16 protein-coding genes and 1 pseudogene are annotated in these 18,211 nt (G+C 72.6%); 6 read left to right on the top strand and 11 right to left on the bottom strand.

Annotated elements, in window-relative coordinates:
- Window positions 1-479, bottom strand: a pseudogene (locus tag MR1_RS15200) (glycosyltransferase); the annotation flags it as partial.
- Between the two features lie 96 nt (window positions 480-575).
- Between MR1_RS15200 and MR1_RS15205 the strand changes: the two are divergent.
- Window positions 576-2,336: a DUF4012 domain-containing protein gene (locus MR1_RS15205; protein WP_067248744.1), complete on the top strand. Its 1,761-nt coding sequence runs from the start codon at window positions 576-578 to the stop codon at window positions 2,334-2,336.
- Between the two features lie 151 nt (window positions 2,337-2,487).
- Window positions 2,488-3,042, top strand: a complete 555-nt coding sequence (locus MR1_RS15210) for a hypothetical protein (RefSeq protein WP_067248746.1) — start codon at window positions 2,488-2,490, stop codon at window positions 3,040-3,042.
- Window positions 3,043-3,296: 254 nt separating this feature from the next.
- On the opposite strand, the gene MR1_RS15215 is transcribed toward MR1_RS15210, so the two are convergent.
- The 5 genes from MR1_RS15215 to MR1_RS15235 form a co-directional block, all read right to left on the bottom strand.
- Window positions 3,297-4,772, bottom strand: a complete 1,476-nt coding sequence (locus MR1_RS15215) for an LCP family glycopolymer transferase (protein WP_067248749.1) — start codon at window positions 4,770-4,772, stop codon at window positions 3,297-3,299.
- On the bottom strand, window positions 4,769-5,236 hold the full coding sequence (gene purE / locus MR1_RS15220; protein ID WP_067248789.1) for a 5-(carboxyamino)imidazole ribonucleotide mutase: 468 nt from the start codon (window positions 5,234-5,236) through the stop codon (window positions 4,769-4,771). The genes MR1_RS15215 and purE overlap by 4 nt, the downstream gene beginning before the upstream one ends.
- A 152-nt stretch (window positions 5,237-5,388) precedes the next feature.
- Window positions 5,389-6,513: a 5-(carboxyamino)imidazole ribonucleotide synthase gene (locus tag MR1_RS15225; RefSeq protein WP_067248753.1), complete on the bottom strand. Its 1,125-nt coding sequence runs from the start codon at window positions 6,511-6,513 to the stop codon at window positions 5,389-5,391.
- Between the two features lie 126 nt (window positions 6,514-6,639).
- Window positions 6,640-7,188, bottom strand: a complete 549-nt coding sequence (locus MR1_RS15230) for a PH domain-containing protein (protein WP_067248757.1) — start codon at window positions 7,186-7,188, stop codon at window positions 6,640-6,642.
- A 76-nt stretch (window positions 7,189-7,264) separates the two neighbouring features.
- Window positions 7,265-8,062, bottom strand: a complete 798-nt coding sequence (locus MR1_RS15235; protein WP_067248761.1) for a biotin--[acetyl-CoA-carboxylase] ligase — start codon at window positions 8,060-8,062, stop codon at window positions 7,265-7,267.
- A gap of 189 nt (window positions 8,063-8,251) precedes the next feature.
- On the opposite strand from MR1_RS15235, the gene MR1_RS15240 reads away from it, so the two are divergent.
- Both MR1_RS15240 and MR1_RS15245 read left to right on the top strand, forming a co-directional pair.
- Entirely contained in the window at window positions 8,252-9,850 is a 1,599-nt protein-coding gene (locus tag MR1_RS15240; RefSeq protein WP_067248765.1) for an acyl-CoA carboxylase subunit beta, read from the top strand.
- On the top strand, window positions 9,847-10,074 hold the full coding sequence (locus MR1_RS15245) for an acyl-CoA carboxylase subunit epsilon (protein ID WP_067248768.1): 228 nt from the start codon (window positions 9,847-9,849) through the stop codon (window positions 10,072-10,074). Before MR1_RS15240 ends, MR1_RS15245 begins: the two co-directional genes overlap by 4 nt.
- A gap of 205 nt (window positions 10,075-10,279) precedes the next feature.
- Here MR1_RS15245 and MR1_RS15250 read toward each other — a convergent pair whose 3' ends face one another.
- From MR1_RS15250 to MR1_RS15270, 5 genes are all read right to left on the bottom strand, one after another.
- Window positions 10,280-11,515 (bottom strand): ROK family protein, encoded by a 1,236-nt coding sequence (locus tag MR1_RS15250; RefSeq protein ID WP_174522550.1) that lies wholly within the window; start codon window positions 11,513-11,515, stop codon window positions 10,280-10,282.
- Between the two features lie 237 nt (window positions 11,516-11,752).
- The gene (locus tag MR1_RS15255) at window positions 11,753-12,778 is read right to left on the bottom strand and encodes a hypothetical protein (protein ID WP_067248774.1); all 1,026 of its coding nucleotides are present in this window, start codon (window positions 12,776-12,778) and stop codon (window positions 11,753-11,755) included.
- Window positions 12,775-14,004: an ATP-binding protein gene (locus MR1_RS15260; protein WP_067248778.1), complete on the bottom strand. Its 1,230-nt coding sequence runs from the start codon at window positions 14,002-14,004 to the stop codon at window positions 12,775-12,777. The genes MR1_RS15255 and MR1_RS15260 overlap by 4 nt, the downstream gene beginning before the upstream one ends.
- Entirely contained in the window at window positions 13,994-14,659 is a 666-nt protein-coding gene (locus MR1_RS15265) for a response regulator transcription factor (RefSeq protein WP_067248781.1), read from the bottom strand. The genes MR1_RS15260 and MR1_RS15265 overlap by 11 nt, the downstream gene beginning before the upstream one ends.
- A 4-nt stretch (window positions 14,660-14,663) precedes the next feature.
- Window positions 14,664-15,956 carry a class I SAM-dependent RNA methyltransferase gene (locus MR1_RS15270; RefSeq protein WP_067248784.1) on the bottom strand — a complete coding sequence of 431 codons (1,293 nt, stop codon included), beginning with the start codon at window positions 15,954-15,956 and terminating at the stop codon, window positions 14,664-14,666.
- An 87-nt stretch (window positions 15,957-16,043) separates the two neighbouring features.
- Here MR1_RS15270 and MR1_RS15275 point away from each other — a divergent pair, with 87 nt between their 5' ends.
- Entirely contained in the window at window positions 16,044-16,694 is a 651-nt protein-coding gene (locus MR1_RS15275; protein WP_067248787.1) for a Maf family protein, read from the top strand.
- 105 nt (window positions 16,695-16,799) lie between these two features.
- Window positions 16,800-18,211, top strand: a 1,412-nt coding sequence (locus MR1_RS15280; protein ID WP_067248792.1) for an acetyl-CoA carboxylase biotin carboxylase subunit, incomplete at its 3' end; no start/stop codon positions are given.

Consider the following 18,211-nt stretch of genomic DNA (forward strand, 5'->3'; position numbering starts at 1 on the left):
GCCGCGATCTCCGCCAGCCGCGCCGCCACCGCGTGCGTGGGCACGACGACGGCGTCCGCGTGGCGCACCGCACGGCGCAGCAGCGCGCGCTGCGAGAGGACGACCGCCCGCGGCAGCGTCTCCGGCGCGTCCCAGGGGCGCAGATCCCACAGCGTCGGCACGGTCTGATCGTGATCGTTGAGGCGATCATGACGGACGAGGGGCGCGAGCAGCGTCACCGCGTGGATCATCCCGCCGCCTACGCGCGGGGCAAGCCCCATCTGCCATGCGGCCGTCAGCTCCCGGCGGGCGAGCGGCAGTCGCCGCACCGAAGCGACGCCCTCCGGGACCCCTTCCACGCCCGCCGGCACGATCGCCTCGACGGTACAGCCCCGGGGTGCGGTCTCGATCAGGCCCGCCACGAGCGCGGTCGAGGCCTCGGACAGGTCGGCGGCCCCGTCGGCGCCGAGCTGATCCAGGACGACACGAAGCTGAGCCATAGCGCGAGCCTACTGCGGCGGCCCTCGGAATCCGCCGAGGCACGTCCCGGGCCGAGGCCGTACGGTCCCTCATCCGCTCATGCTTGAATGCTTCCCATGAGCGATGGGCGGCTTCCGGTTCGACGGCGATGGATCGGCACGACGGTCGGCGTCCTGGCCGTCGCGCTGCTCCTCGCGATCGGGTGGCTGGTCGTGCGCGGCCTCGGCGCCGCGAACGACCTGTCGCAGGTGGCCGCCAACGCCTCCGCGCTGAAGGCCGCGATCGCGAAGGGCGAGCTGGACCGCGCGGACACGCTCTCCCACCGCATCGCCGACCACGCGGCATCCGCGCGCGGTCTCACCTCGGACCCGGTGTGGCGCGCCTTCGAGGTCGTCCCCTGGCTCGGACCGAACCTCACCGCCGTGCGCGAGGTCTCCGAGATCGCCGACGACGTGTCCGAGGACGCGCTCGGGCCTGTCGTCTCGGTCCTCGGCGACGTGGATCTCAGCGCGCTGGGCCTGTCGGGAGGCGCGATCGACCTCGCGCCGTTCACCCAGGTCGAGGCGCCGCTGGGCCAGGCCTCGGCCGCGCTCGCGGACGCCTCCGCCCGCGCCGCCCGCATCGACGCCGAGGCGACGCTTCCGGCGCTCGCCGACGCCGTCCGCGAGCTGCGCGGCACGATGGACGACGCGACGACCGTCGTCGGCGCGCTGCACGGCGCCGCGCAGCTGCTGCCCTCGATGCTCGGCGGGTCCGGACCGCGCACGTACGTGGTGGCGATGCAGAACAACGCCGAGCTGCGCTCGTCCGGCGGGATCGTCGGCGCCCTGGCCGTCGTCCGCGCGGAGGGCGGGCGGATCGGGCTCGTCGGGCAGGCGTCCGCGGCGGACTTCCGCGCGCTGGCGTCCTCACTGCCCCTGTCGGAGCCCGTGGTCGCCCTGTTCGAGGACCGGCCAGGCCGCTTCATCCAGAACGCCACGAGCATCCCGGACTTCCGCGAGGCCGGTCCGGTGATCGCCGAGATGTGGACGCAACGCTTCGGCGGCCCCGTGGACGGCGTGCTCGCGGTGGACGCGGTGGTCGCCGCCCACCTGCTCGAGGCGACCGGACCGGTCCAGGCCGGGCCGGTGACGCTGGACGCCGAGTCGGCCCGCGAGCTGCTGCTGTCCGGGATCTATCAGAGCGTCCCTGACCCCGCCGCGCAGGACCAGGTCTTCGCCCAGGTCGCGGGCTCGCTGTTCTCGGCGGCCCTCGGCGCGCCCCCGCGTGCGCTGATCAGCGCCCTGGCCGACGCGGCGGACGAGCACCGCATCCGGATCTGGAGCGCGCACCCCGAGGAGGAGGACATCCTCGCGGCTTCGACGCTCGGTGGCGGTGTCCCGGCCGACGGCACCGACACCGCCACCGTGGGCGTCCTCCTCAACGACATGACTGGCGCGAAGATGGACTTCTACGCGAAGGCCCAGGTCGCGGTCTCGTATGGCGTCTGCGACGGCCGGCCCACGACGAGGGTGAGCACGACCTGGACCAACGCGGCCCCCGCGGACGCCGCCGAGACCCTCCCGCCGTACGTCACGGCGGGAGGAGCCTTCGGCGTCCCGCCGGGCTCCACGGAGACCCTCGTGGCCGTCTACGGCCCGCAGGGCGCGCTCCCGGCCCGCTACGACCGCGACGGCGAGAAGGGCTCCGTGCAGACGGCGACCCTCGAACGACGACCCGTGATCCAGCACTCCGTGCGCCTGGCTCCGGGAGAGTCGACCACCATCACGGTGGACTTCACCGGGGAGGGCGCCGGCCGGCGGCTCACCGATGTCCGCCACACGCCGATGGCGGGTCCGATCGACACATCGGTGAAACCCATCGTGTGCGATCGGTGACGGATCGCCCTCTGATGGGGTAGTGTTCTGAGCAACAACTGGGGATACCGGGTGGTCCGCGCGCTATGGGGGCGTACGGGGCACCCGACGATCGATCATCGCTGGGGAGTGATGCCGATCGATTCCGCGTGAATCTCACTGGGGGAGAAACATGCTCAAGAAGGCTGCTGCCATCACTCTGGCCGCGGGTGCGCTCGTCTTCGCTGCGCCCGCCGCCTCGTTCGCCGCGGATCCGTACGTCGGACCGCCCTCGGTGGCCGTCGACGGACCGATCATCGACGTCTGCAACGTCTCGACGGTGTCGTTCGGCGCCGGGTACTTCGTGCCCGGTGAGGTCGTCGGGATCACGATCGCCGGCGCGTCGGCCGAGACCGCGCAGTACTCCGGCAACACCGCGATGGAGGACGGGAGCCTGGTGCTGACGTTCATCCCTCCGGCCGACGGCCAGGGAGCGTATGCGGTGACGTTCGCGGGCGCGGAGCGCTCGTACACAGCGACGATCACGGTGCAGAGCGGAACGGACGCGGCGTCGAGCTGCGATCACGATCCGTCGGTCGGCGCCGGAAGCTCCGAGGCGACGTCTGGGGACGCCGGTCTCGCGGTGACGGGCGGGGACATCTCGCCGTGGATCGTCGGCGGAGGCGCCCTGGGCGTCGCCGCCGGTGGCGTGCTGGTGGCGGCTGGGGTTCGCCGCAAGCGCGCCTGAGGGGTCTCGTCGTCGGCCCGGTGAGGCCGTCCGAGACCGCCTGGGCGGTGGAGGCTCCCCTCCCCTCACACCCCTGCCGCCCAGGCTTCCTCCTCTGTGCCCGCTCGCTGTCTCGCAGCGGGCGCCGGTGAGAGGCGAGGGAGCGGGCGTCGCGAGGCGCACGGCTTCGAGGGGGCGCTCAGCTCTGCGGCGCCGCTCAGCCGTCGGTCGGCGCCGCGCTCCGGCGACGCCAAGCCGTCCTCACGCGGCGCTGATCAGCCCTCGGAAGGGGCGGACCCGTCCTCCGGAGCCTCGGTGGGCGGGTGCAGCGCGTTCTGCACCATCTGCCGCACCTGCTCCCAGTCCGGCTCCCACTCGTCGACGCCGTTCTCCGGCGTCAGCTCGATCGTGGTGACCGGCTGCTCCTTGGCCTTCAGGACCAGGTCGAAGAACTCCGGGAGCTTGTCCTGGGGCAGGTCGGTGCGCACCATGTCGGTGCCCGCCTGTGCGACCTCGGTGAACCGACTCAACACGTTCTGCGGAGAGAACTGGCCGAGGATCGCCTCCTGCAGCTGACGCTGCCGCTTCATCCGGTCGAAGTCACTCGTGGTGTACCGTGACCGCGCATACCACTGAGCGGTGTCGCCGTCCATGCGCTGGGTTCCCGGCTCGATCCACCCGATCGCCCAGTCCTCCGCGGGCTCGCCGTCGTAGGAGGGCCCGCCGCCCTTGGGCAGCCGTTCGGCGACCGTGACCTCCACGCCACCGAGCGCGTCGATCAGGGCGGCGAAGTGGTTCATGTCGATGAAGACGTAGTACGGGATCTGGATCCCCAGGACGCCCTCGGCCGCGTCCTTGGTCGCTTCGATCGCGGGGCTCGAGTCCTGCGCCTCCGCGTCCGGATACAGCGCCGCGCCGTCGCTGCACTGCTCCACCGCGTTGGTGAGCTGGTTGATCCCGGCGCCCCAGCCGCACTCCTCATCGTCGTGCTCCTGGAAGCCGTCCGGATACTGGTCCTGCATCGGCCCCTCGGCGAAGGGCACGTTCGGCATGTCCCGGGGGATGCCGGTGATCGTCACGGCACCGGATTCCGCATTGACCGACACCACCGAGATGCTGTCGAAGCGCATCGAGTCCCGCCCGTCGCCGCTGTCGGCACCGAGGAGGAGGATGTTGTAGTAACCGTCGCTCGGGGGAAGGCTCGGCCCTCCCCCGCCGAACAGCGTCGTGATCGCGCCGCGGCTCGTGCCGACGATGTTGGCGGCGTACGCCGCTCCCCCGCCGAGCAGTCCCAGCACGAGCACCGCCACCATCGGCAGCGCGATCCTCGCGTACGGCTTGACCCGGACGAGACGCACGAGTCGCAGCGTGTCGAACGTGAGCACGACCCACAGCAGGGCGTATCCGATCAAGGCGACCTGCACGAGGGTCAGCACGAGCCAGGAGATCCAGCCGCCGCCCACGGTGAGCCACAGCAGCCCCTGCCGCCAGAGCAGCCCGAACAGCAGCGTCACGACAAGCCCGGTCCACAGCGCCAGGGTGGCGCCCAGACCGAAGCGGCCCAGCCGACGGTTGCCCGCGAGCACCTGCGCCGACCCCGGCACCAGGACGTTCAACAGGACGAGCCACCAGCCCCGCGTGGTCATCGCGGCCGGAGACGAGGTGTCCGGCCGGCGCATCGGCTTGGTCTCGATGACCCGGGTGCGCTGCGCGGCGCGAGCCGGCGCCAGCGGTTCGCGCAACACGGTCACAGCGAGTCCTTCAACCGCTGGTTCTTCTCCTCGACGACGCCTTCGAGCTCACGCGCGTACGCTTCGACGCGATCCGCCAGTGCGGGGTCGGACGCGCCGAGGATCCGCGCGGCGAGCAGACCGGCGTTGCGCGCACCGCCGATGGAGACCGTGGCGACGGGGATCCCCGCCGGCATCTGCACGATCGAGAGCAGGGAGTCCATCCCGTCCAGGTAGGCGAGCGGCACCGGGACGCCGACCACCGGCAGCGCGGTGACCGACGCGAGCATGCCCGGCAGGTGCGCGGCTCCTCCGGCCCCCGCGATGATGACCCGCAGCCCGCGTTCGCGCGCCTCACGGCCGTACCGCACCAGCTTGTCGGGCGTCCGGTGGGCGGAGACGACCTCGACCTCGTGGGCGATCCCGAAGTCCGTGAGCGCCTGCGAGGCGTCGCTCATCACGCGCCAGTCCGAGTCGGAGCCCATGACGACCCCGACCAGGGGCGCGGCGGCGGAGTGCAGTGTCCCAGTCACCACAACAGGGTACGGGCGGGTGCTGGGAGATCGCCGATGCGGCGCGCGATCAACGTCATGCTGGTGATCACCGTCATGCTGGTGATCACCTCTTGTGCGCCCGATCAGGCGAACCGCGCCGCCGCCGACCGCGCCTCGTACACCGCGTCGTCGAGGTCGTCGCCCGTGACGTTGACGTGGCCGACCTTGCGACCGGGGCGCGGAGCCTTGCCATAGGTATGCACCTTGGCGGACGGATGCGCGGCGAGCGCGGCGGGGAGTCGGTCCGTCATCGCCGCATCCGCGGGCCCGCCGAGGATGTTCACCATCACGGCCCACGTCGCCCGCGGCGACGGATCGCCCAGCGGCAGATCGGCGACCGCGCGAAGGTGCTGCTCGAATTGACCCGTGATCGCGCCGTCCTGGCTCCAGTGGCCGCTGTTGTGGGGACGCATCGCCAGTTCGTTCACCAGGATCCGCTCGTCGTCGGTCTCGAACAGCTCGACGGCGAGCATCCCGGTGACCCCCAGCCCCTCGGCGATGCGCACGCCGATGCGGGCTGCCACCTCGACGAGCTTCTCGCTCGCGTCAGGGGCCGGCGCGATCACCTCGGCGCACACGCCGTCGCGCTGGACCGTCTCCACCACGGGGTACACGACCGCCTCTCCGGACGGACGCCGGGCCACCTGCTGCGCGAGCTCGCGCACGAACGGCACCAGCTCCTCGGCCAGCAGCGCATCCCCGTCCGCGGTGGCGGCGAACCAGTCGGCCGCCTCCTCGGCCCGCGAGACAACGCGCACGCCCTTGCCGTCGTACCCGCCGCGCGGAGTCTTCACGACCGCGCGACCGCCGTGGTCGTCCAGGAAGGCCTGGAGGGCGGCCTCGTCCTCCACGCGCGCCCAGTCCGGCTGAGGCACGCCGAGCTCCTCGAGCCGGGCGCGCATCGCCAGCTTGTCCTGCGCGAACTGAAGAGCATCCGGGCCGGGATGGACCTCCACGCCGTCGGCCTGGAGGAGGCGCAGCACCTCCTGGGGCACGTGCTCGTGATCGAAGGTGACCACGTCGACCTCACGGGCGAACCGGCGCACGGTCTCGGCGTCCCGGTAGTCGCCGACCTGCGTGGCCGCCAGCTGCGCCGCCATGCCGTCGTCCTCGGCGAGGACGCGGATGTCCAGGCCGAGCTCGACCGCCGGGGCGATCATCATGCGGGCCAGCTGGCCTCCGCCGATCACACCTACGCGCACCGCCATACACACCGGCCCTTCGTCATCGGCGCCGCCGACCGCGACGCCCGCCCTCTCCATTCTCGCGCACTCCGGCGGGGAGCACCGCCGCAGTGCCCGTGGTCGAGAGCCGGCCGATCGACGGAGCGCGTGTCAGTCGTCGAGCTGACCGGTCGCCTGCGCGTCCCGGTGCGCGAGGATCTGTCCCACCTCGACCTGGTCGGCCAGCGTCTCGTGCACGAGCGCGACGTCGGGCACGCCGACGAGCCGCAGCGGAGCGTCGACGCCGTTCGAGAGCGTGATGGTCCCGGCCCCCGCCATCCGCTGGAGCACTCCGCGGCGGACCTGGATCGTGTACCCGCGGGCGTGGGACATCTCCTGGCTGTGCCGCGCGCCGATGCCACGGCGGGCGATGACCCGGCGCGTCGTGATCGTGTACCCGCGGGAGAGCCACACGAAGTACGGAACGACCACGAGAAGCACGACGACGAGACCGGCCGCCGCCAGCAGCATCCAGTCCTGGAGGGGAGCCGGCAGGTTACCGAGGAGGTACGCCGTGGCACCCGCGACGACGATCAGCACGAGGGCGGACCAGAAGAGGTGACGGGCATGTCCGTGGAACCGCGCGATGAGGCGCTCCTCGGTGGGCACCCCGGGCGGCGGCGTCATCGGCCGCCCGCCGAGCCCCACCGGTTGCGTCATGGCTCCATTCTGTCGCCCTGCCCCGGTGAGGCGGGCAGCCGCGCGGTGTGTCCCTCGCTCCCCGGCGACGCGGCGGTCACACCGTGCGCAGGTGGACGATGTCTCCCGCGGCGACGCGGTGTCCTGTTCCGTCCTCCGCGCGCACCTCCAGGCACCCGTCGCCCGCAAGGCCCGTCGCGACGCCGCGAAGGGTCGATCCGTCCGGGAGCTCCACGCGCACCGCCTGGCCGAGGGTCAGGCAGCGGGACGCCACCGCGGCGCGCACGCCGCCCGCGTCGGCGCCGTGCTCCGCCAACGCCGTGAGATGACGGTCCAGTCGCGCCAGGTACCCCGCGACGAGGAGGTCGACGTCGCACTCCGTCCCCTCGACCGCGAAGGAGGTGGCGGTGTCGACCGGGAGCTGCTCCGGGGTCATGGCGGTGTTGACGCCGGTGCCGACGATCACCGTGTCCGTCCCCACGGCCTCGGCGAGCACGCCGCAGATCTTCCGCGGCGGCCGGGTGCCGTCTCCGGAGCCCGCGGCGCCCACGAGCACGTCGTTGGGCCACTTGACCCCCACCGTGCGGCCCGGCAGCTGCGCGGCGACCGCATCCGTCATCGCCGCTCCCGCCGCCAGCGGGATCCACCCGCGCTCCGCCGCGGGGATGGCCGGGATCCGCAGCAGCACCGAGACGGCCAGCGCCGACCCCGCCGGGGCCACCCAGCTGCGGTCGAGGCGTCCTCGGCCCGCGCGCTGGTCCTGCGTCAGCAGCACGGAGAGGTGCGGCCACCCCGCGGCGTCGGCGGCGTGTGCGCGCAGATCGGCGTTGGTGGATCCGGTGGCGTCGAGCACGTCGAGGCGCGACGCCGCCGCGCGGGTGTGGGCGAAGTCCATGCCGTCACCCTATCGATCCGCCGAGGCGCCCCCGAGACCCCCTCCTGTCGCCCGAACCCCCTCGTATCTACGTATCTGCGAGGGGGTCTCGGCGGTGCAAGGGGGTCTCGGCGACAGTACGGAAAGAACAGCGGATCGGCCGTCGCGTTGTGCGAGGCGTCCAACGTCTGCGGACACCCCGCCGCTAGGGTGGAACCCGTGACGGATACGCCTGACCTCTCCACCACCGCCGGCAAGATCGCCGACCTGCACGCGCGCTACGACGAGGCCGTCGTCGCCGCCGAGGCGAAGGCGAAGGAGAAGCAGCACGCCAAGGGCAAGATGACCGCCCGCGAGCGCATCGAGCTGCTCGTCGACACCGGCAGCTTCGTCGAGTTCGACGAGTACGTGCGGCATCGCACCACCGCTTTCGGCATGGACCGCAACCGCCCGTACGGCGACTCCGTGGTCACCGGCGTGGGCACCATCCACGGCCGCACCGTCGCGGTGTACTCCCAGGACTTCACGACCTTCGGCGGCTCCCTGGGCGAGGTGTCCGGCGACAAGATCATCAAGATCATGGAGTTCGCCCTCCGCAGCGGCATCCCCATCATCGGGATCCTCGACTCGGGCGGCGCCCGCATCCAGGAGGGCGTGCTCGCGCTGAGCAAGTACGGCGAGATCTTCCGGCTGAACACCCGCTCCTCCGGGGTGGTCCCCCAGATCTCGATCATCATGGGTCCGGCCGCCGGCGGCGCCGTGTACGGCCCGGCGCTGACCGACTTCGTCATCATGGTCGACAAGACCAGCCAGATGTTCGTCACGGGCCCGGACGTCATCAAGACCGTCACCGGCGAGGACGTCGGGATGGAGGAGCTCGGCGGCGCCCTGACGCACAACACCCGCTCGGGCGTCGCGCACTACCTCGCCGAGGACGAGGACGACGCGATCGACTACGCCCGCACGCTCCTGAGCTACCTGCCCGACAACAACATGGCGGAGCTGCCCTCGTACGCGAGCGCGTTCGCGTTCGAGACGACGGACGCGGACCGCACGCTCAACACGCTGATCCCGGACTCGCCGAACCAGCCCTACGACATCCACACCGTCATCGAGCACGTCGTGGACGACGGCGACTTCCTCGAGGTGCAGCCGCTCTTCGCCCCGAACATCGTGATCGGCTTCGGCCGCGTCGAAGGGCGCTCGGTCGGCATCATCGCCAACCAGCCGTCGCAGATGGCGGGCACCCTGAACATCGAGGCCGGCGAGAAGGCCAGCCGCTTCGTGCGGTTCTGCGACGCGTTCTCGATCCCGATCGTCACTCTCGTCGACGTCCCCGGCTACCTCCCCGGCACCGACCAGGAGTGGACCGGCGTGATCCGCCGCGGCGCGAAGCTCATCTACGCCTACGCCGAGGCCACCGTGCCGCTCGTCACCGTGATCCTGCGCAAGGCCTATGGCGGCGCCTACATCGTGATGGGCTCCAAGCAGCTGGGCGCGGACGTGAACCTGGCCTGGCCGACCGCCGAGATCGCGGTCATGGGCGGCCAGGGCGCCGTCAACATCCTCTATCGCGGGGAGATCAAGAAGGCCGAGGAGGCCGGCGAGGACGTCGCCGCCGTGCGCACCCGGCTCGCCAACGAGTACACCTACAACGTGACGTCTCCCTTCCTCGCCGCCGAGCGGGGCGAGATCGACGGCATCATCGAGCCCGCCAACACCCGGGTCTCCATCGCCAAGGCCCTGCGGGCGCTCCGCGGCAAGCGCGCGGAGCTGCCGCCGAAGAAGCACGGGAACATCCCGCTGTGACCGCGGCGGAGGACCGGGACGCGCCGGTGGAGATCCAGGTGGTGCGGGGCGCGGCGAGCGAAGAGGAGCTGGCCGCGCTGATCGCCGTGCTCTCGGCGGCCTACACCGCCGAAGAGGAGGCGGCCGTGACCGTCGACCCTCCCGTGTCGGCGTGGATGCGAACCCAGCGCGCACTGCGCGCGCCGCTGCGGCGGGACATCCCCTGGGGTCGGTTCTCCGGCTGAGGGCTCCGGCGCCTGCCGTCGGCCGCGCCTCGGAACGGGCCGATCCGGTCGCGTCGACGCGCTTCGGGGCCGGGCAGCCCCCGTCCCGACCCCGTTCGCGTGCGCGACGCACCCGCGGAGCCGTCCCCCAGTGACCATCCCCACGGATGCAGAGATACTACATCGATTGTAGTTAAGCCGGCAAGCCGCTCCCGCGCCCGTGCGGCTACGCCGGGTCCCCCGCCGGCAGGTAGAGCGTGGCCGCGTGCGGCGAGTGCACGGCATCGAGAACCAGGCACGCCGCGCCGACGGCGGCGACGTCCTCCCCCGCGACCGCACCCGTCACGGGAAGGGTCCGCATGGCCGCCGTCGCGCTCTGGGCGGCGAGCAGGCCGGGCAGCACGCGAAGATACACGGACTCCAGCCGGGACCAGGACGGGCCGCCGAGCACGACCCGGTCGACGTCGAGCATGTTCGTGAGCACCGAGATCGCCCGCGACAGGTGCCCGGCCGCCGTCTCCAGGACGCGGACTGCCCCTTCGTCCCCCGTGCGCGCACGGTCGCACAGGCTCGTGAAGCGCGCGTCGGGGGTCTCGTCCCCCGCCCCGAGCACCCCCTCTCGCTCCGCCCGTTCGACGATCGCCTGCGGCGTGCAGACGACCGCGACGCAGCCGCGCGCGCCGCACGTGCACACCGGACCGTCGGGGTCGACCATGATGTGCCCGATCTCCCCGGCATTCCCGGAGACGCCGCGCACGACCTCGTGCCCCATCACGAGTCCCGCACCGATCCCCGTCCCGAGATACACGAACAGGAACGACGACGCGGTGCGCTCGCCCCCGCGCCACAGTTCGGCGACGGCGGAGGCCGTGGTGTCCTTGTCCAGCAGCAGAGGCATCGCCGTGGCCGCGCGCAGCTCGTCCCGCAGCGCCACCCGGTGCCAGCCGTCGAGCTTGGGCGGATCGATGATGGTGCCCGCCGTGTCGAGGGGCCCCGGGGCCGCCACGCCGACGCCGACGATGCGTTCGCGGTCGACGCCGGAGGACCCGATCAGCCGCTCGATCGCGTCGACGATCGCGTCGATCACCGCGGAGGGCGCGCCCACGGCGGTGCGCTCACGGGCGTGCGCGACGACGTCGCCCGCGAGGTCGAGGATGACCACGGTCGTGACCGACGGATCCAGATGCACGCCGACGGCGAGCTCGCGCGCCGCGTTGAGCTTGAGCAGGGTGCGGGGCTTGCCCGGCCCGCGGATCGTCCGCCCGGCCTCGAGGACGAGCCCCTCCTCCAGCAGGCGGCGAGCGATGTTCGTGACCGCCTGGGCCGAGAGTCCGGTCACCTCCGCGATCTCGCTCCGGCTCAGCCCCGCGCCGGAGCGGCGGACGGCTTCGAGCACCACCGACTGGTTGAAGTCGCCCATCCGCGGAAGGTTCGTTCCTCGACGAGGTCCGGGCTCGCTCATGGGTCCATTCTCATCCACCGCGGCTGCTCCGCCAGGGCGCGTCGGCTTTGTCCCCCAAAATACCTACAGACATTCCTCTTGCGCCCCGGAAGACTGTTCTTGCAACGCTTCGCGTTCGGCCGGTCCTCCGCCACAGGGTAGACGGACGATCACCGGCCTTCCGCGGACGGTTTTCGGGTAACCGCTCCGCATCTGGCGAGGGGCGGGCGGCTTCGCCGCCCCTCGCCTCCTTCTGACTCACGTCCGCTCGTCGCGTGATCCGTCCACGGTCCGACGGATCTCCCGCCACAGCTCGACCGAGTCCTCGTCGGACGACGCACCGGCGGCCGAGCGTCCCACGACGGTCACCGCCACCTCCGCGTCACGCGCCGCACGGATGATGAGGCGCGCCGAGTCGGCGTCGCGCAGCACGGCGGCGAGCTCCGCGCGGATGCGATCCCGCGCAGCCTCGTCCAGCCCGTCCAGACCGCCCTCGTCGAACACCGTCACCGTCGCGCCGCGCCGACGGGCGGCGGCGATCGAGGCACGCGCCTCCTCGTTCAGCAGGTTGGCGCCGCGGATCTCGTCACGCAGGCGCCCCTCCGCCAAGCGCGCCTCGACGCGCTCGTCCTCGGAGAGGTCGCCGCGGCTCTCGATCACCCGGGCGAGACTCGGACCCGCCACCGCCAGCGCGTACTGCACGCGTTCACGCCGGGCGCGCTGCCGCACCGCCTGTGTCGCCTGCCAGGCGGAGGCCGCCTGCTGAATGCTCGCCAGACGGTCGGTGTCCCGGACGGCGCGCCCCCAGAACGCCACGAGCAGCTGCGCGATCACCATCCAGACCGCGGAGCCGACCAGTCCCAGGGCCAGCGCGTCCCCCACGCCGAGCCAGGCGGAGGTCGAGGCGGCCAGCGCGACGAGCGCCAGCCAGCCGAACAGGCTCCGCCGGCGCACCACGCAGATGACCCCGATGACGCCGACGCCGCCGATGTACCACGTCGCGTACGGCGCGCGCAGAGCATCCTGCGTCAGGGCGAGGTTGACGGCGATCGGGATGCCGACCCCGGCGGCCAGGGCGACGAGTGCCGCCCACAGCGGCATGCGCAGGCGCGTCCGCGCCCCCACCATCACGATGGTGACCACGACCAGCAGGAATGCCGCGATCGCCACGACGAGCAGCTGCGGGTTCGCCGGCGGCGTGGTCCACCACAGCGCGCGGGACGCGAAGTACAGGGCGAACCCGAGGGCCAGCGCGGTCGCGACGTTGCGGACGGTGAGCCTCATGACTCGGACCACCCCAGCGTCACGGTGGTTCCACGCCGGTCCGACTCGATCGTCGCCGTGCCCCCGACCGCGGCCATGCGGGCGAGGATCGAGGCGCGGATCCCCAGGCGATCCGCCTTCACCTGCCCGGGGTCGAAACCGTTGCCCGTGTCGCTGACCTTGATCGTGAGGCCGGTGTCCCCGTGTCCCTCCACCACGATCGTGAGACCCCGGCCGCCCGCGTGGGCCACCGCGTTCCCGATCGCCTGGCGAGCGGCGAGGGCCACGGCGCGCGCCACCCGATCCGGCACGGATCCGTGCCCGAAGCGATCCAGTACGGCGGTGGTGTCGAGCTCGGCGACGGCGCGTTCAAGGTCCTCCGCGATCCGCTCGATCGCCACCGGCTCCTCGCTGCCTTCCTGCAGGCTGGCGGCCTCCGCATTGGCCAGGCGGGTCAGCGCCTCCCTCGCCATCGCGACGGCGAGGTCGCGCTCGCGCTCCGTCCTGGCTCGCTCGGCGGCGATGAGGGCGGCGAGCACGCTGTCGTGCATGAGGGCCGCGACCGCCACGCGTTCCTGCTCCGCCGCAGCCGTCCCCGCCGCAGAGGCGTACGACTCCACGGCTCTGGTGCGGGCATCGTCGACCCCGGTGGCGACCGAGCGGAACATCCAGCCGAGCGCGACGAGCACGCAGCCCAGGATCAGGGTGAACGAGACGTCGAACGCAGTGGTGACCCAGAACTCCCGCTGGAAGTCGCCCTGCGCGAGCCGGACCAGGCCGTAGAGGAAGGGACCGGCCAACGCCCACAGGAGTTGGAGCGCGAGCGGGAAGGCGACGACCGCCGCGACCCCGGCGACGTTGACGAGGAAGAAGATCCACGGCTGCTGATCGGGGTCCGCGGCCTGGCGCACGGCGACGAAGGGCCACAGCACGAGATCGAGGACGTAGGCGACCGTGAACACGCCCGCCGCGATCCGCACCCCTCGGCCGACCACGCACGTCACGAGCATGATCGCCCACGGCACGAAGACGAGCGCCATCATGAGGACGTGCGGCGCGTCGAGTCGAGTGAGCGTGCCGACCGCGGAGATCAGCGCCTGGGTGCCCAGGGCCAGCGCGCCGACGCCGACGACGATGGCGATGATCCGCTCCATCCGCCTGCCGGCGAACCGCTCCAGCTCGCGGCCGACCTCGCCGGGCGTGGGGATGTTCGCCCACGCCTCGCGGAGCGTGCGCTCAGGGGACACTCGGGGCTTCCTCCTGCGGCGGCGTGACGATCCCGTCCTCCATCGCGCGCCGCAGCAGGTCCACCTTCGTCGGCGCCGGGCGGCCGACCTCGACGTACTTCACCCGAACCCGGGTGATGTTCTCCTTGGCGGTCGAGTACGCCACGCCGAGCCGTTCGGCGACCACCTTGAGCGGAAGCCCGGTGGCGTACAGCCGCAGCACCTCCCGTTCCCGGCTGGAGAGCTGCGCGTCGGCGAAGGCGCGGTCGCCGTCCACGGCGCTCGCCCACTCGACGTTGTTCAGCGCCTCGCCGCGCGCCACGGTGTGCACGGCGGCGATGACGTCGTCCAGCGGGGAGGACTTGCTGATCACCCCGGCGGCACCGGCGGCGAGCGCCTCCCGGACGGCGACGGGCCGGTCCGCCACGCTGTGGATGACGACGCTGGAGCCGTCCGCGACCAGGCGGGTGACGTTCTCGGTGACGGTCGTGCCGTCGCCGAGGGTGAGATCCAGCACGACCACGTCGGCCGGCACCAGCCCGATCCGACGCCGGGCGTCGAGGTACTCCCCGACGCCGGCACCTGTGAAGAGGACCTCGAAGTCGGCCGCTTCGAGGGCGGCCGAGAGCCCGAGACGAACCGACTCGTGGTCGTCGATCAGGGCGACGCTGCTCATGCCTTCAGCCTACCGAGGCGACCGCGCCCACGACGGGCACCAGGCGGGCGACGACCTCGAAATGGTGGGTGTTCGGGAACAGGTCGAACGCGCGGAGGTCCTCGACGTCGTAGCCGCGCGCGCGGAAGGTGCCGAGGTCCCGGGCGAACGCGACCGGATCGCACGCCACGTACACGACCGCCGACGGCGCGAGCGCGACGACGTCCTCCACCACGGCCCGCCCGGCACCGGAGCGGGGCGGGTCCAGGACCACGGTCCCGCCGGCGTGCGCGCGCGCCGCGGCCTCGTCCCGGCGACGGTCCGCGAGGAAGCGATCGACCCGCGCGGTGATCGCCTCGACGCCGAGATCGCCGAGGTTCTCGCGGGCGTGCGCGGTCGCGCGCGGACTGGACTCCACCGTCGTGATCGTCCTCGCGCCGAGACGCCCGAGGGTGGCGGCGAAGAGCCCGACTCCGCCGTAGAGGTCGAGGTGGGCGGAGTCCGGGTCCACCCGGTCGGCAAGCAGGTCCGCGACGGCGGCGTCCAGCGTGTCGGCCGCCTCGGGATGCACCTGCCAGAAGCCGTCGGCGTCCACACGGAACTCCCGCCCCGCTGCTCGTTCGACGAGCACCTCGGGGACAGGACGCGGAGCGCGCGGGGCACGACGGCGCACGCCCTTCCCCGCGGCCCCTTCTCGGGCGGCGGCGGCCTTCCGGAGGATCCGGACCTGCCCGTCCGACGCCTCGACCAGCTCGACGCGGCCCTCGCCCCGGGCACGCAGGGTCCGTGCGGCCGCGGCGATCGACGGGCGGGCCAGCGGCAGGTCCTCGACGGGGACGATCCGGTGGCTGCGCGCGGCATAGGGCCCGACCTGGCCGTCGGCGTCGGCGTGCAGCGTGACGCGCGTCCGCCAGCCGCCGTCGTGGTCGGAGACGGCGGCGACCTCGGGCGCATCGACCCCGCCGCCCGCGAAGCGATCGAGCGCTTCGGCGAGCACCTGGCGCTTGAGGGCGCGCTGACGCCGCGGGACGATGTGACCGAACTCCGCGCCGCCCGGGCGCGCCTCCGGATCCCGGTCGATCGACGCCTCCGCCCACAGATGCGGCCGGCGGTCCGACGACGGCTCCGGGGCCTCCACGGCGACCGCCCGCCAGAACGCCGGCTTGGAGGCGTCCGTCACCCGGGCGCGCACGCGCTCGCCCGGGATCGCGTCGGCGACGAAGACCACACGCCCGTCATGGCGGGCGACGCTCACCCCGCCGTGGGCGATGCCGGTCACGTCGAGGTCGAGCAGGTCGCCGGAGTCCGCGGAAGTCACCTCCCGATGATCCCACGCCGACCGCGCGGGCGGCGGCCCGCGGCAGCGTCGCCGGCACCGTGGTCGCTCCCCGGCTAGCGTGGTCGCATGCGCGTCTGCCTCGCCTCCACCTCCCCCGCCCGCCTCGCCCTCCTCCGCCAGAGCGGCATCGAGCCGCTCGCCCTCGCGCCGGACGTGGACGAGGAGGCGGTCGCGGCGGACGAGGAGGCCCGCCGCGGGACTCCGCTCAGCCCGGCCGAGCTCGTCCTCCTCCTCGGGCGCGCCAAGGCCGCCGACGTCGTCGCCCGCGTGCGCCGGGAGCAGCCGGACTTCGACGGGATCGTCATCGGCGGCGACTCCATGTTCGAGATCGACGGACGCGTGTACGGCAAGCCGCACACCGCGGAGGCGGCCACCGAGCGGTGGGCCGGGATGCGCGGCCGCACCGGTGTGCTGCACTCGGGACACGGCGTCTTCCGTGTGCGCCCCGGCGCGGATCCCGTCGAGGCCCACGCGGTCGCTGAGGCGTCCGTCTCCTTCGCCGCCGACGTGTCGGACGAGGAGATCGCCGCGTACGTCGCGTCCGGGGAGCCGCTGCACGTGGCGGGCGCCTTCACGGTCGACAGCCTCGGGGGCGCCTTCATCGAGCGGGTCGAGGGCGATCCGTCGACCGTCGTCGGCATGTCCCTGTCCACCCTGCGACGCCTCGTCGGCGAGCTCGGGGTGACCTGGACCGACCTCTGGAACCGGACGGCCTGACACCGTCCGCCTTCGGCACGCTCGGAGGGAGACGACTACGACTCCGCGCGATTCTTGTGGAGGGTCGTCAAAAATATCGGACGTGCTCTCGCTAGGCTGACATCCATGCCTGAAATCGCCAAGGTGCTCGTCGCCAACCGCGGCGAGATCGCCGTCCGCATCATCCGTGCTGCGCGCGACTCCGGTCTCTCCTCCGTCGCCGTGTACGCGGACCAGGACCGCGATGCGCTGCACACCCGGCTCGCCGACGAGGCGTACGCCCTGGGGGGCGCCACCAGCGCCGAGACCTACCTGCAGATCGACAAGATCCTCTCCGTGGCCCGGCGCGCCGGCGCCGACGCCGTGCACCCGGGGTACGGGTTCCTCGCCGAGAACGCCGACTTCGCCCGTGCCGTGATCGGCGCCGGGCTGACCTGGATCGGCCCGTCCCCCGAGGCGATCGAGGCCCTGGGCGACAAGGTCACCGCCCGCCACGTCGCCGAGAAGGTCGGCGCCCCGCTCGCCCCCGGGACGCCGGGACCGGTCGAGAGCGCGGAGGAGGTCGTCGCCTTCGCGAAGGAGCACGGCCTTCCCATCGCCATCAAGGCGGCCTACGGCGGCGGCGGCCGGGGCCTGAAGGTCGCCCGCGAGCTCGACGAGGTGGCCGAGCTGTTCGAGTCCGCCACGCGCGAGGCCGTGGCCGCGTTCGGACGCGGCGAGTGCTTCGTGGAGAAGTACCTCGACAAGCCGCGCCACGTCGAGACCCAGTGCCTCGCCGACGCGCAGGGCAACGTCGTCGTCATCTCCACCCGGGACTGCTCGCTGCAGCGACGCCACCAGAAGCTCGTGGAGGAGGCTCCCGCGCCGTTCCTCACCGACGAGCAGAACCGGGCGCTCTACGAGGCGTCCAAGGCGATCCTCCGCGAGGTCGGCTACGTCGGAGCCGGCACGTGCGAGTTCCTCATCGGCGCCGACGGCACGGTCTCGTTCCTCGAGGTCAACACCCGCCTGCAGGTCGAGCACCCCGTCTCCGAGGAGATCACCGGGATCGACCTCGTCCGCGAGCAGTTCCGCATCGCGGCGGGCGGCACCATCGACTACGACGACCCGCAGCCGCAGGGCCACTCCCTGGAGTTCCGGATCAACGGCGAGGATCCCGGCCGCGGCTTCCTCCCCCAGCCGGGCCCGATCCACGTCTTCAAGACGTTCGGCGGGCCGGGCGTGCGCCTGGACTCCGGCGTGACCGCAGGAGACGAGGTCTCCGGCGCGTTCGACTCGCTGCTCGCGAAGATCATCGTCACCGGCAAGGACCGTGCGGAGGCGCTGGAGCGCGCCCGCCGCGCCCTCGACGAGTTCGAGGTGTCGGGGCTTCCCACCGTTCTGCCCTTCCACCGCAAGGTCGTGCGCGATCCCGCGTTCACGGCGGAGGACGGCCGGTTCGGCGTCTACACGCGCTGGATCGAGACCGAGTTCGTCAACGACATCCCCGCCTGGGACGGCGAGTTCAGCGACCCCGCGGCCGCCCCTGCCCGCCACAC

The organism is Microbacterium resistens NBRC 103078 (assembly GCF_001552355.1).
GTDB classification, from domain to species: Bacteria; Actinomycetota; Actinomycetes; order Actinomycetales; family Microbacteriaceae; genus Microbacterium; species Microbacterium resistens.

What these genes read in the sequence shown, in the direction of transcription:
- MR1_RS15205 (WP_067248744.1), top strand. Translation starts at nt 576, where the DNA reads ATGAGCGATGGGCGGCTTCCGGTTCGACGGCGATGGATCGGCACGACG.
- MR1_RS15210 (WP_067248746.1), top strand. Translation starts at nt 2,488, where the DNA reads ATGCTCAAGAAGGCTGCTGCCATCACTCTGGCCGCGGGTGCGCTCGTC.
- purE (WP_067248789.1), bottom strand. Translation starts at nt 5,236, where the DNA reads ATGGGCTCCGACTCGGACTGGCGCGTGATGAGCGACGCCTCGCAGGCG.
- MR1_RS15225 (WP_067248753.1), bottom strand. Translation starts at nt 6,513, where the DNA reads ATGGCGGTGCGCGTAGGTGTGATCGGCGGAGGCCAGCTGGCCCGCATG.
- MR1_RS15230 (WP_067248757.1), bottom strand. Translation starts at nt 7,188, where the DNA reads ATGACGCAACCGGTGGGGCTCGGCGGGCGGCCGATGACGCCGCCGCCC.
- MR1_RS15235 (WP_067248761.1), bottom strand. Translation starts at nt 8,062, where the DNA reads ATGGACTTCGCCCACACCCGCGCGGCGGCGTCGCGCCTCGACGTGCTC.
- MR1_RS15250 (WP_174522550.1), bottom strand. Translation starts at nt 11,515, where the DNA reads ATGAGCGAGCCCGGACCTCGTCGAGGAACGAACCTTCCGCGGATGGGC.
- MR1_RS15255 (WP_067248774.1), bottom strand. Translation starts at nt 12,778, where the DNA reads ATGAGGCTCACCGTCCGCAACGTCGCGACCGCGCTGGCCCTCGGGTTC.
- MR1_RS15265 (WP_067248781.1), bottom strand. Translation starts at nt 14,659, where the DNA reads ATGAGCAGCGTCGCCCTGATCGACGACCACGAGTCGGTTCGTCTCGGG.
- MR1_RS15275 (WP_067248787.1), top strand. Translation starts at nt 16,044, where the DNA reads ATGCGCGTCTGCCTCGCCTCCACCTCCCCCGCCCGCCTCGCCCTCCTC.